The organism is Rhodococcus sp. FW305-130, assembly GCF_058788335.1.
Genome location: NZ_JBYTAP010000004.1, coordinates 82,122 through 95,291, shown reverse-complemented (window position 1 = coordinate 95,291; position 13,170 = coordinate 82,122). Strand labels below are relative to the sequence as shown.

The window sequence follows — 13,170 nt, the reverse complement described above, 5'->3', positions numbered from 1 at the left end:
GGGGGCAAGCCCCTGTGCGCGGAAAAGGAGTCCGGGGACTCCGCAACCGCTCACAGGGCCGCAGGCCTACACGTCGAGGAAACGAACGTCCCGGGCATTGCGGGTGATGAAGCTGCGTCGTGCTTCGACGTCTTCGCCCATCAGCACGCTGAACAGCTCGTCGGCAGCAGCCGCATCGTCGAGCGTGACGAGACGCAGAACGCGCACCGTCGGGTCCATCGTGGTTTCCCACAGCTCCTTGGCGTTCATCTCGCCGAGGCCTTTGTAGCGCTGGATGCCGTCGTCCTTGTTGATCTTCTTGCCGGACTCGAGGCCTGCCTTGACCATCGCGTCGCGCTCGCGGTCGGAGTACGCGAATTCCGGCTGCGCACCCTTCTGCCACTTGAGCTTGTACAGCGGCGGCTGCGCGAGGTAGACCTTGCCGTGCTCGACGAGCGGCCGCATGAAGCGGAACAGCAGCGTGAGCAGCAGCGTTGCGATGTGCTGACCGTCGACGTCGGCGTCGGCCATGAGCACGATCTTGTGATAGCGCAGCTTGGCGATGTCGAACTCGTCGTGGATGCCCGTGCCGAACGCGGTGATGATCGACTGGACTTCGGTGTTCTTGAGGACGCGATCGATACGCGCCTTCTCGACGTTGATGATCTTTCCGCGAAGCGGGAGGATCGCCTGGTACATCGAGTCTCGGCCGGACTTGGCCGAGCCGCCTGCGGAGTCGCCCTCCACGATGTAGATCTCGGACTTCTCCGGATCGTTGGAGCGGCAATCGGCGAGCTTGCCTGGCAGGCCACCGAGGTCGGTCGCACTCTTACGACGGACCAGCTCACGCGCCTTACGCGCGGCGACGCGGGCCTGCGCCGACGAAACAGCCTTGTTCACAATGGTTTTCGCGTCGGCGGGGTTCGCCTCGAACCAGTGCGCGAGGTGCTCGTTGCACGCCTTCTGTACGAAGGACTTGACCTCGGTGTTGCCGAGCTTGGTCTTGGTCTGACCCTCGAACTGGGGTTCACCGACCTTCACCGAGATGATGGCCGCGAGTCCTTCACGGATGTCGTCACCGGTGAGCTTGGGATCCTTGTCCTTGAGCAGCTTCTTTTCGAGCGCGTACTTGTTGACCGTTGCGGTCAGTGCGGCGCGGAAGCCCTCTTCGTGGGTACCACCCTCGTGGGTGTTGATCGTGTTGGCGAAGGTGTGCACGGACTCCGAGTAGCCGGAGTTCCACTGCATTGCGACCTCGAGCTCGTGGCCGGTGCCCTTGGCGGTGAATCCCACGACCGAGTTGTGGATCGGGGTCTTGCTCTTGTTGATGTGCCGAACGTAGTCCTCGAGTCCACCGGGGTAGTGGTAGATACGGGTCTTGGACTTACGCGGCGCTGCCTGAGCAGCTTCTTCGGCTTCTTCGGCAGCAGACTTGGGAGCCTCGGCTACCTCGGCAGCTTCGTCGTCGATGACCTCGGCGCGCTCGTCGGTCAGCGTGATGGTCAGGCCCTTGTTGAGGAAGGCCATTTCCTGCAGACGACGCGCAACGGTCTCGAAGTTGTAGCGGGTGGTCTCGAAGATCTCGGGATCAGCCCAGAAACTGACGGTGGTGCCGGTCTCCTTCGTCGGGTCGCCCTGTACGAGCTCTCCCGGCTTGGAATCGGTGTACGTCTGCTGCCACCGGTAGCCGTCGACCTTGATGTCGACGTCGAGCCGGGTGGAGAGCGCGTTGACCACCGAGATACCGACGCCGTGCAGACCACCTGAGACGGCGTAGGAGTCGGAGTCGAACTTGCCGCCGGCGTGCAGCTGGGTCAGCACGACCTCGACGGTGGGTACTCCGGAGGCGTGCATGCCGACCGGGATGCCACGGCCGTCGTCGATGACGCGGATTCCGCCGTCTTCGAGGAGGGTGACCTCGACCTTGGTGGCGTGTCCGGCCATCGCCTCGTCGACCGAGTTGTCGACGACCTCCCAAATGAGGTGGTGCAGGCCGCGTTCACCGGTGGAACCGATGTACATGCCTGGACGCTTACGTACCGCCTCGAGTCCTTCGAGGACGGTGATGGACGACGCGTTGTAGTCCTTGCTGGAAGTGCTTGTATCTGACTTCTGGGCAGCCACGGGTGGGTAGCTCTCCTTCTCCGTCAATACTCGAGCGCAGCCGTCAGCAAGCCCTTGCGGGTGTCGTCGGAGCGGGTTCGAGAATGTTGCCGCTAGTTACCGTTGACCATCTTACTGGTAAGCACCGACTAGAAGCGGCCAATGACACCCCTGGCTGCGCCGCAGACGAATTTTTACGATCCCCTGAAGGTGAAACGCTAGGAACTTTGCTTCTCCGAGCGACGCTCTCTCAGGCTCGCGATAAATGCCCGCGCATGTTCGGCAACCTCGCCCGGATGTGAAAACGGCGACCAGTGTCCCGCGGCAATTTCACGTCGCTGCAGGTCGGAGACCCATTTTTCGGTGTCTTCGTATCCCACCGGGCGAACGGCTTTGTCGTACTTGTTCAGAATGAGCTGAACAGGCACGTCCGTGTACCGATCCCGCGGCTTGCCGAGAGACGGCCGGATGTTCGCGCGATAAAGCTTGAGTCCGTTCACCATGTCGTCGGCGATGGTGGGCGCGGTGTTGACCACACGGGGGTCCAGACCGTCGAAGAAGCCCAGAAATGCCGGCCAGTGCTTGGAGAACCACAGACGCAACGGGAGGGTGCACAGCCCGGGAATCTGGAACAGAACGGTGTAGGCCGACGCAATTCCCTGCGCCGCCGGGCCGAGGAAACGACGCTTGGACACGCTCGCCCGGATCCACTTGCCGAGATGATCGAGATTGGGGCCCGAGATGGACGAGAACGACGCGATCTTCTCTTCGGCACCCGGCTCGCAGACCGCTTCCCACGTTTCCACGGATCCCCAGTCATGTGCCAGGACGTGCACCGGCTTGCCCGGGCTGACCGCGTCGATGACGGCAAAAAGATCGCCGGCCAGTGCGCTCAGTTGGTAGTCCTGCACCCTCGAGGGGATCGTGCTCTCACCGGCCCCGCGGCTGTCGTAGCTGACGACGCGGAAGTCGTCTGCCAGCAAAGGCACGATGCGGTTCCACAATTCATGGGTGTCGGGCCAACCATGCACCAGGACGATGGTCTCGCCGTCTGCCTTGCCCTGCTCGAACACTGCCAGGCTGACGGAACCGTTGGTCACGCGACGCGCGGTAACGGCATGGACAGGAGAGTGCTTCGACATTGTCGAACCCTTCGGAGTCGGGAATATCTAGAGATCGAGAACGAGACGTCCACCGTCGGAACGGGATACGCAGATGAGCATCTCCGTTTCCTGTTCGGTGTCGGTCAGACGCCTTTCGCGGTGATCGGGCTTACCCGCGAGCACCTTCACGCGACAGGTTCCGCAGAAACCCTGCTGACACGAGTACCCGACACCGGGCAATGTCTTCTTGATGACGTCGAGCGCGGACTCGTCGGCGGGCACGGTGAGCACCTGTCCCGAATTGACCAGCTGCACTTCGAATTCCTTGCCGTCGATCACCGGCGGAGCCCCGAACCGCTCGAAATGCAAAGCGGTGGAGGGTGTATCGCGGAATCCGCGGCGGACGGCGTCGAGCATCGGCGTCGGGCCGCAGCAGTACACGGCGCCGCCGACTGGTGCTCGCCCGAGAAGGTCTGCGGTGGTGGGTAATCCGAACTCGTCGTCCGGGCGCACGAAGACACGCTCAGGTTCCCAGCTCGCGATCTCGTCGAGGAACGGCATGGATTCACGAGAGCGGCCCGAGTACACGAAGTACCAGTCCATCCCCAATTCTCTTGCCGCACGGACCATTGCGATGATCGGCGTGATACCGATGCCGCCGGCAACAAACAGCGCACTGCCTTCACCCACGAAGGGAAATCCGTTGCGAGGGCCGCGCACCGTGACGTGCTCACCCGGCTGGAGAGCGTGCATCTCGATGGAACCGCCACCGCCGTCGGGGATCCGACGAACCGCGACGCTGTATCCCGTGCGATCGGCAGGGTCGCCGCACAGCGAATACTGACGCCGCAGACCCGAAGGTAGATGGAAGTCCAGGTGCGAACCCGGATGCCACGGCGGAATCGGTGAACCGTCGGCGGATTCGAAGCGCAGCCGAACGACGTTCTCGTCGGTCGCCACCACCTCACGCGTACTGACCACCATGTTCATGGCCGTGTCGGGGTTGTGGCCCGCGATCTCCGGGTTGTAGTCGTAGGCCGTCAACACCCGAAGGTACTTGTCCGCCAACAACTCCGTGATGCGCATGGCACGGTCGGGACGGTTCTTTCCGGACAAATCGGGTGGCGCCGGAAAACGCGGCAACCCGTCGTGCCCGGAGATGACGTCCTTGACCCTCGAGAGTGAAATCACCGTGCAGCCGCCTGAGCTGCGGGTGACGACGCCAGGTACTGCACCGCCTGGGCGGTCGAGCCCTCGTTACTGGGGTGATAGGACTTGCTGAAGTACGTCGACATCCGCTTGACCAGCTCGAACGACGTGGGGACTGTGCCGCGCTTTCCGGCTGCGATGAAATCGGACAGGTGGGGCCGTCGACGGCTGGGAGCCTGAGCGGCAAGCTCGGGATCGTTGCGCATCAAGAACCGGGTACCGCGAATCCACAGCCACACGATTGCGGGCGTGACGAGGATCTGGGTACGGATCCGGCGGGTCTCACGCTTGTCGAAGTAGCGCATCACGTCGTACGCGACGGCGCGGTGTTCGACTTCTTCGGCGCCGTGCCAGCGAAGAAGATCAAGCATGGTCGGGTGCATGCCGGCTTTGTCGAGCCCCTTGGCGTTGAGCACCCAGTCGCCGAGGAAAGCAGTGATGTGTTCGATGGCCGCGATGATCGCCAAGCGCTCCACCAGGTGATTCTCGGCGCGCAGACCCGTCATCGGGCGCGGTCCGAGCAGTTTCGAGAATGCCCACTCCATCTGCTGGGTGTACGGCGTCGGATCGAGGCCGTTTTCCTTCAGATGGACGAGGACACCCGAGTGCGCGTTGGAGTGCATCGCCTCTTGGCCGATGAAGCCGACGACGTCTTCACGGAGCTTCTCGTCCTCGATCAGAGGAAGAGCTTCCTTGAAGGTCTCGACAAACCACTCCTCACCGGCGGGGAGGAGAAGGTGAAGCACGTTGAGAACGTGTGTGCTGAACGGATCGCCCGGAATCCAGTGCATGGGCAGATCGGACCAGTCGAACTCGACATTGCGAGCCTGCAACAGGATGTGATCCGGCTCGGCGAACGACGAAGCGGGTGTCGATATCTTCTGCGACATCTAGCTACTCCTTCATGCCTGCCGATCGGTAGGGAACGACAGCCTTGTGACACAGTTCACTCACTAGCGAGTTTTAACTGTAACACGAAGTAATAGGTAGAACCAGGTCCTGGTTGAGTTTTCCTCAGCCGTACGTATCGCGAGGTCCGCGGCCTTTCACATGCCTTTCGCCCTTGCGCCAGCTAGGCGCACTCGGACCGGTGATGCGCAGTGTCTTCACGACGCCGTCACCGACGGCAGCAGCGATCTTGGCCAGAACCTGGGACTGCATCATGCGCAACTGGGTAGCCCACGCCGTCGACTCGGCGGAGATGCTGAGAACACCTTCTTTCAGAGAGATCGGCTCGGCGTGCGCGGAGATGTCTTCTCCGACGACCTGCGGCCACCGACCGAGGACCGTGCCCTCGGACACCTTGGGGGACCACCCACGCGATTTGGAGATAGCGCTGGTGAGAGCACCGAACGGCTGAGGGTCCCGCGCATCCGGGCCGGGGCCGGACCAACCGCTGCGTCGACGCGGGCGGCCACTTCCGTATTTGGGCGACGAGCGCCCCTGCCCGACGGCCTTGCCGTTGGCTTTGGCTGTCGCGCGTGCCTCCTCGAGGGCACGGCGCGCCAGATCGATCCCCTTGAGCTCGGGCTCCGGGGCCGCGCTGCTGTCTTCAGTCATCGAACTCGACCTCCTGATCCGTCGAGCCTACGGGCACTATCCGGGATATCCGACCGTCTCCGGTATCGGAGGCTTCGACGCCGAACTTGGCCGCCTCGAGTTCGTCCGGTACATCCTCGGGAACGGCGGCCGTGATCAGCACCTGTTCTGCGGTAGCCGCAACGGTGGCGAGCGCACGACGCCGACGACGGTCCAATTCCGCGAATACGTCGTCGAGCATCAGGACCGGGTCGCTGCCGTCCGCGCGCAACAGGGCAAAACCTGCCAGTCTCAGCGAAAGCGCGAACGACCACGATTCACCATGACTGGCAAAGCCTTTCGCCGGACTGTCGCCGAGAACCAGCTCCAGGTCGTCCCGATGCGGACCGACCAGACACACTCCGCGATCGATTTCCTTCGACCTCATCTGTGCCAACTCGAGATGGAATCTCTCCTCGAGGTATGCAACGTCGTCGATGCCGGAAATCCTTGCAGGATCAGTGAATTCGGGATCCAACGACGAACCCAGGCTGCTCTTGTATCGAATCGACGCCGGCCGGGATTCGGGTGCGATGGAACGATACGACTCCGCCAGGTGGGGCGCCAGATCATGGACCAACTCGAGGCGCCCGGCCAACAATTGTGCGCCGTGAGCGGCCAGATGCCCGTCCCACACCTCGAGGGTGGAGAGGACGTTGTCGGACTCGCCACCACGAGAACCGCGGCGCAAGGCCGCACCCGCAGTTTTGAGTAGGGCTGAGCGCTGACGCAGCACTTTGTCGTAATCCGCACGGACAGCAGCCATTCGGGGTATCCGGGACGTCAACAACTCGTCGAGATAGCGCCGACGATCACCAGGATCACCGCGAACCAACGACAGATCTTCCGGCGCGAACATCACCGACTGAAGAATCCCCAACACTTCACGCGGACGGCGTGTCGGCGACTGATTTATCCTGGCGCGGTTGGACTTTCCCTCGATCAGTTCGACGTCGATGGTCAGTTCGCGCCCGTTGTTGACCACGGTTGCACCGGCAAAAGCACTGGCGGAACCGCTGCGGATCATCGGTGCATCCGTGGACACTCGATGAGACGACAGCGTGGACAGATACCCCAGTGACTCGAGGACGTTGGTTTTACCGTGCCCGTTCGAACCGAGGAAGACAGTTGTTCCCGGCGTGAGGTCCAGCGTCAGCGAATCCCAGGATCGGAAGTCCCGCAGCGAAAATCTACGAACGAACACTTAGCTTCCAGAAGCCGAATTCTTGGGCGAAGCGCTCTTGACCGCGTGACCACCGAACTGATTACGCAAGGCCGACACCGCCTTCATGGCCGGTGAATCATCCTGTCGTGAAGCAAATCTCGCGAACAGAGCAGCGGAGATGACGGGAGCGGGGACAGCGTGCTTGATGGCTTCCTCTACCGTCCAACGGCCCTCACCGGAATCCTCGGTATAGCCCGTGATCTGCGCAAGCTCCGGATCCTCCTCGAGGGCGTCGACAAGCAGATCGAGCAACCACGAGCGTACGACGGTTCCCTTCGACCAGGCTCGGAGCACACCGGGAACGTCCGCGATCAGGCTTTCCGCCTCGAGGAGCTCGTACCCCTCGGCATACGCCTGCATCAGGCCGTATTCGATGCCGTTGTGCACCATCTTCGCGTAATGACCAGCACCGACGGGGCCGGCGTGGACAAAGCCGTCTGCAGCGTCGCCGTCGGGGCGAAGGGCATCGAAGATCGGCATTGCCTTCGCCACGTCGGGCTCGGATCCGCCCACCATCAGGCCGTAGCCGTTCTCACGGCCCCAGATGCCACCGGAGACACCGCAGTCGAGGAAACCGATCCCACGGGCGCCCAGAAGCTCGGCATGGACAGCGTCGTCGGTGTAACGCGAGTTCCCACCGTCCATGACCAGATCACCGCCCTCGAGGGCATCCGCCAGTTCGGCAATGGTGCTCTGGGTGATTTCACCGGCCGGAACCATCACCCAGACTACTCGAGGTCCCTCGAGGGATGCAGCTAGTTCGGCAAGTGACCCGACATCGGTGACTTCCGGTCGAGGGTCGTATCCGATCACCTCGAGGCCATGCGCGCGCAAGCGCTCACGCATGTTGAAACCCATCTTGCCGAGACCTACGAGTCCGATCTTCATACTGTTCTCCCTGGTCAGGCGCGAACTGAAGTGCGGGGTACCACTCAGCCCGGGAGGCGAACCGGCATCAGCAGGTACGTGTACTCGCTCGAGGGCGCAGCGAAGTTACCGGACTCGTCTGCCGTGGGCTCTTCCTCGGCCGCGGGGCGAAGAACAGCCGGACGGCTGGGAGTGGTGAAGCCGAACAGAACGTTTTCGCTGTGAAGCGAGTTCAACCCGTCGATCAGGTAACCGGGGTTGAACGCAATGGTGAGTGCTTCGCCCTGGAACGACGCGTTGAGTGTCTCTTCTGCTCGGCCGGCGTCGTCGCCACCCGCAGAGAGGAGCAGGCCGTCAGCCGAGAACTGCATGCGAACCTGTGCGCCACGCTCGGCGACGAGTGCTACACGCTTGATGGCCTCGATGAGAGGCGTGACCTCGACCGTAGCCATCGCGGTGTGCTGAGCAGGCAGCAACTGACGGAACTTCGGGAACTCGGCGTCGAGGAGGCGCGTCGTGGTGCGGCGTCCGTCGTTGACGATGCCGAGGAGTCCGTCGTTTCCGATGGTCGTACCGGAACCGAGAGCCAACTCGACCGGCGAATTTGCATTGCCGGCAAGAGTTTTCGCGGACTCGGACAGAGTCTTGGCAGGGATGAGAACAGCAGCCTGGACGTCAGGGTTTGCCGGAGTCCACTCGAGTTCACGAACGGCGAGACGGAAGCGGTCGGTAGCGGCGAGGACGATCGAATTCTGTTCGATCTCGACACGGATACCCGTGAGCATCGGAAGGGTGTCGTCCTTGCCGGCTGCAACGGCTACCTGGCTGATGGCTTCGGAGAACAGGTCGACGGGAATGGACCCGGACTGCTGCGGAAGCGTCGGAAGCTGGGGGTAGTCCTCGACCGGCATCGTGGGCAGGGAGAACTTGGCGCTTCCGCACGAGATGAGCACGCGAGTGCCCTCGAGGGTCACATCGACCGGCTTGTTGGGAAGCGACTTGGTGATATCGGCAAGGAGGCGTCCGGAGACGAGTGCCTGACCTGCAGTCGTGACATCTGCCGAGACGCGGACCTGCGCAGATACCTCGTAGTCGAACCCGGAAACGGTGAGGCCGGCTTCGGTTGCGTCGAGAAGAACTCCGCCGAGAACCGGCACAGGCGGCCTCGAGGGCAGGCTACGAGCAACCCACGCTACTGAATCAGCGAACTCTTCCCGGGAAACGCGAAACTTCAGGCTTCCAAGCTCCATCGCCGGGTTATTCCTCTCGGTAGGCATGTTCGTCTGCTGCGGATCTGCATCAGCTCACTTGAAGTCTGACACAGACCAAGCGATGCCCACCGTATGCCCTCGAGGGCGCAAGTGGAAAGCCGAAGCCGGGACGAGCGCAGCCTGAGGCGAGGTTCTCAACAGGAGTTGTCCCCAGAACTATTTTCAAAGAGCTTTTCCTAGGAAATTCTCAGTAGTAGTAATAAGTCCTGTGCAATCTGTGGAGCAACGGTTGTCGACGCTGGTAGGTCCCCTCGAGGGCCTGTGCACTTCTCGAGGACAGACTCGAGGACCAATCGACCCCCTCTGTGCACTCTCTGAAAGTTTTCGGATTCCTCCTCGAGAACTCCACAGACTTTCGGAGTTATCAACACAGTTATCCACAGATGTGAATACTGTTCACAAGAAACGAAGAGTTTGTTCTCATCGGCGTGTCCGACTCCGGCGTGTCGTCCCTCGAGGTGGACAACCGCCCTCGAGGGGACCCCACGTGGAACCCTTCGAATACACCGATGCCGCTCGAGGGAACCTCTGCCTCGAGCGGCATCGATCGAAATAAGTGCAGGTCAGCGCTTGGAGCGCTGCTTGATCCTTGCGGTCAACTCCTGAACCTGGTCGTACACCTTGCGGCGTTCCGTCATTTCCTTACGGATCTTCTTGTCGGCGTACATGACCGTCGTGTGGTCACGGCCGAACGTCTGACCGATCTTCGGCAATGACAAATCAGTGAGCTCACGGCACAAATACATCGAGATCTGGCGGGCCTGAGCGAGTGGCCGGGCCTTACCCGGCCCACACAGGTCGTCGATCGACATGTTGAAGTATTCGGCCGTCACCGCCATGATCGTCGCCGCGTTGATCTCGAGGCTCGACGAATCGGGCATCAGATCGCGCAGGACCACCTCGGCCAACGTCAGATCCAACGGCTGGCGGTTGAGCGAGGCAAAAGCGGTGACGCGGATCAACGCGCCCTCGAGTTCACGAATGTTGCGCTCGATACGGCTGGCGATCAACTCGAGGACGTCGTGCGGGACCTCGAGGCGATCCATCCTCGCCTTCTTGCTCAGAATCGCGATACGCGTCTCGAGCTCAGGCGGCTGAACGTCGGTGATCAGGCCCCATTCGAAGCGCGTCCGCAGACGCTCCTCGAGGGTTGCCAACTGCTTGGGCGGACGGTCCGAGGAGACGACGATCTGCTTGTTCGCGTTGTGCAAGGTGTTGAAGGTATGGAAGAACTCCTCCTGGATACCTTCCTTGCCTTCGATGAACTGGATGTCGTCGACCAGCAGGACGTCCGTTTCCCGGTATCGACGCTTGAATGCGACCTTGCGGTCGTCACGAAGACTGTTGATGAAGTCGTTGGTGAATTCTTCGGTCGAGACGTACTTGACCCGCATGCCGGGGAACAGTCGCTGTGCGTAGTGGCCGGCGGCGTGAAGAAGGTGCGTCTTGCCCAGGCCCGAAGCTCCCCAGATGAACAAGGGGTTGTACGCACGCGCCGGCGCCTCCGCGATCGCGACGGCAGCGGCATGAGCGAATCGGTTGGACGATCCGATCACAAAAGTGTCGAAGGTGTACTTCGCGTTGAGACTGTTCGCGCCGGACCCAGAAGCAGAAGGAGTAGCGGGCGGCTTCGTGAAGTAAGACGGCCACGATTCGTGAACGCTCGCGAGTGCTTCGCGGTCGTCGTCGACTTCTTCGGTCTCGGCAGTCTCGGAGTCCGAAGGTTCTCCGTCGCCTTCGGTGAATCTGCGCCGACGGTATGCGCCCGATGAGTTGACCGACTCGAACTGACGGCTGCCCGTGCGCTCCTCGATCGGTTCGGCGGGTGCGTCGGCATCGTCTTCGAGTGCGATGCGGACACCGAGTCCCTCGACCTGGCCGCCGAGGTGGCGTCCGAGTGCCTGCAGGATCGGCTCGCGTAGATCGCGCTCGATCGTCTCTTGAGCAAATGGCGATGGAACCGAGAGGAGTGCAAAACCCTGAGCAAGTGTGAGAGGCCTCACCAGACGGACAAATGCCTTCTGCTTGCTGCTCAAAGCCGGAAGATTACTTCCGGGGTCATCACTCGTGAGTTCTGCAACCACGTCGACCCAGACCCGTGCGAGCGCGTTGGGATCGTCGTTCACGTGGTTCCTTCCCGTGTTTCGCCGACAGTGGGTGTGCTGCAGCTGCCGAGCGTATGGCTGCGGCGTCGAATGATTCGGTGGATTACCACCCGGGGTGAGAACCCCGTAACAGGCTACGAATATGCCACCTGGGCTGTGTTTCCACACAATTATCCACAGATGTGGACAAACCTGCACTGAGTCGGTTTTTTCGTCAACCAAATTCGTCAAAGTGATCGAGAAATTGATCTACCTGCAACTTTGTCGGAACTCGAGGCGTTCGCCACTTGGTGTCGGGGATGCGTCAACACTCACAGCCCTGTGGATGAATGTGGAAACTCGGGATTCGGGGTCGCGTCCGGCGCTCGTGCCCGTATGTGCTGATGAGGCCTTGTCGGGAGCATGCGCCGGTGGAACTGTCCGGGTTGCCTTCAGGTCACCTGCAGTCCGTAGCGGAACTGTTGCCAAGGTCACACTTGCCGCCTCGCTCGAGGTCACGGCCGTATGCACACCGCGAATGGAATCTGCGGAATGATGGAAGTATCGGCGTGTCGTCGCGGTTGCCGCGAGAGGGCTCCGAATCGGGCTGGTTTGACCTTGGCAACGGTGGTAAGTAACCTCGAACGGTCACCCGCTGGTGGTGATCGCTTCGTGCTGGCTACATATGTCAGGTCGGATCGGTCTTCCAAGCCACAACGAGTGAAGTTGATTGTTCTGTACCTGTTGGATCCAAAGGCGCCGTAAGGCGTCGATCACTGAATGACGCCGGGAGGCGTCAATGAACTTCGAGGAGTGTTGACCGTGGCCAAGGGCAAGCGGACGTTCCAGCCGAATAATCGCCGCCGCGCGCGTGTTCACGGCTTCCGTCTTCGTATGCGTACCCGTGCGGGTCGTGCAATCGTTTCGGCGCGTCGCCGTAAGGGCCGCGATTCCCTCACCGCCTGATCTGATCTCGAGTTCAGGAGCTCGGGGTGTTGCCTGAGCCGTCTCGGTTGCGTCGCCACGCGGATTTCTCCGTGGCGGTGCGACGCGGGCGTCGTATGGGAAGACGCGACCTTGTCGTGCACGCGTTCGATCGCGAGCAAGTAGAGGCGCTGGTAGTAACAAATCACGGTCCCCGTTTCGGGCTGATCGTGAGCAAGGCTGTCGGGCCGGCGGTGATTCGACATCGAGTCGCACGCCGGCTTCGTCATATCTGTGCAGATTTCGTCGGGCAGGTTTCGCCGGAGACGGACGTGGTTATCCGCGCACTTCCGGGCGCAGCTACCGCCAGTTCAGCCGAACTGGCCAAGCAGTTGCGTGGGGGCCTGACCAAAATGAACCTATTGGTGTCGGTAAGTGAAGAGCCATGAGTACTCCGCTCTCTGAGCAGATCGAGACTCCCAGAGCCTCCCGTGTCATCACGGTGTTGAAGGCTGTGCGTCGCGCTCCCGCCACTGTTCTCATCTTCTGTATCGAGTTGTACCGGACGTATGTGTCGCCCTTGAGGATGCCGACCTGCCGGTTCACCCCCACCTGCAGTGAATACGCGGTCGAAGCGCTGCGCACTCACGGGGCGATCAAAGGCCTTTTCTTGACTGTGGTGCGGTTGGCGAAGTGTGCCCCCTGGCATTCTGGAGGGTGGGACCCTGTCCCTGCCCGTCGTGACCGTGATGCGGGTAGCCGCCATAGCTGTCCGGAAGCACGCGCAGCGTGTCACAGTCCGACGGACGAACAGAGGAGTACTTAGA

The 13,170-nt window shown here is 61.6% G+C and carries 12 protein-coding genes; 3 read left to right on the top strand and 9 right to left on the bottom strand.

What is annotated here, in order from left to right:
- Window positions 1-66: 66 nt before the first annotated feature.
- The 9 genes from gyrB to dnaA form a co-directional block, all read right to left on the bottom strand.
- Window positions 67-2,103, bottom strand: coding sequence for a DNA topoisomerase (ATP-hydrolyzing) subunit B (gene gyrB / locus AC3WQS_RS13605; RefSeq protein WP_003942515.1), 2,037 nt, complete (start codon window positions 2,101-2,103; stop codon window positions 67-69).
- 197 nt (window positions 2,104-2,300) lie between these two features.
- Entirely contained in the window at window positions 2,301-3,224 is a 924-nt protein-coding gene (locus tag AC3WQS_RS13600) for an alpha/beta fold hydrolase (RefSeq protein ID WP_003942581.1), read from the bottom strand.
- Window positions 3,225-3,251: 27 nt separating this feature from the next.
- Window positions 3,252-4,373 (bottom strand): PDR/VanB family oxidoreductase, encoded by a 1,122-nt coding sequence (locus AC3WQS_RS13595; protein ID WP_024487650.1) that lies wholly within the window; start codon window positions 4,371-4,373, stop codon window positions 3,252-3,254.
- A complete protein-coding gene (locus AC3WQS_RS13590; RefSeq protein WP_007729174.1) occupies window positions 4,373-5,284 on the bottom strand; it encodes a metal-dependent hydrolase in 912 nt (303 codons plus the stop codon). Before AC3WQS_RS13590 ends, AC3WQS_RS13595 begins: the two co-directional genes overlap by 1 nt.
- Window positions 5,285-5,408: 124 nt before the next feature.
- Complete coding sequence (locus AC3WQS_RS13585; protein WP_492711983.1) at window positions 5,409-5,954, bottom strand: DUF721 family protein; 546 nt, start codon at window positions 5,952-5,954, stop codon at window positions 5,409-5,411.
- Complete coding sequence (gene recF, locus AC3WQS_RS13580) at window positions 5,947-7,176, bottom strand: DNA replication/repair protein RecF (protein WP_020905610.1); 1,230 nt, start codon at window positions 7,174-7,176, stop codon at window positions 5,947-5,949. Before recF ends, AC3WQS_RS13585 begins: the two co-directional genes overlap by 8 nt.
- A complete protein-coding gene (gnd, locus tag AC3WQS_RS13575) occupies window positions 7,177-8,085 on the bottom strand; it encodes a phosphogluconate dehydrogenase (NAD(+)-dependent, decarboxylating) (protein ID WP_492711979.1) in 909 nt (302 codons plus the stop codon).
- A gap of 44 nt (window positions 8,086-8,129) precedes the next feature.
- Window positions 8,130-9,314 (bottom strand): DNA polymerase III subunit beta, encoded by a 1,185-nt coding sequence (gene dnaN / locus AC3WQS_RS13570; RefSeq protein WP_007729165.1) that lies wholly within the window; start codon window positions 9,312-9,314, stop codon window positions 8,130-8,132.
- A 584-nt stretch (window positions 9,315-9,898) separates the two neighbouring features.
- On the bottom strand, window positions 9,899-11,461 hold the full coding sequence (dnaA, locus tag AC3WQS_RS13565) for a chromosomal replication initiator protein DnaA (RefSeq protein WP_492711976.1): 1,563 nt from the start codon (window positions 11,459-11,461) through the stop codon (window positions 9,899-9,901).
- 780 nt (window positions 11,462-12,241) lie between these two features.
- Between dnaA and rpmH the strand changes: the two genes are divergently transcribed.
- From rpmH to yidD, 3 genes are read left to right on the top strand one after another with little or no spacing between them, the layout of a single operon-like run.
- Window positions 12,242-12,385, top strand: a complete 144-nt coding sequence (gene rpmH, locus AC3WQS_RS13560; protein ID WP_003942540.1) for a 50S ribosomal protein L34 — start codon at window positions 12,242-12,244, stop codon at window positions 12,383-12,385.
- Between the two features lie 26 nt (window positions 12,386-12,411).
- Window positions 12,412-12,792 (top strand): ribonuclease P protein component, encoded by a 381-nt coding sequence (gene rnpA, locus AC3WQS_RS13555; protein ID WP_019746209.1) that lies wholly within the window; start codon window positions 12,412-12,414, stop codon window positions 12,790-12,792.
- On the top strand, window positions 12,789-13,169 hold the full coding sequence (yidD, locus tag AC3WQS_RS13550; protein WP_007729147.1) for a membrane protein insertion efficiency factor YidD: 381 nt from the start codon (window positions 12,789-12,791) through the stop codon (window positions 13,167-13,169). The genes rnpA and yidD overlap by 4 nt, the downstream gene beginning before the upstream one ends.
- Window position 13,170: the final 1 nt, after the last annotated feature.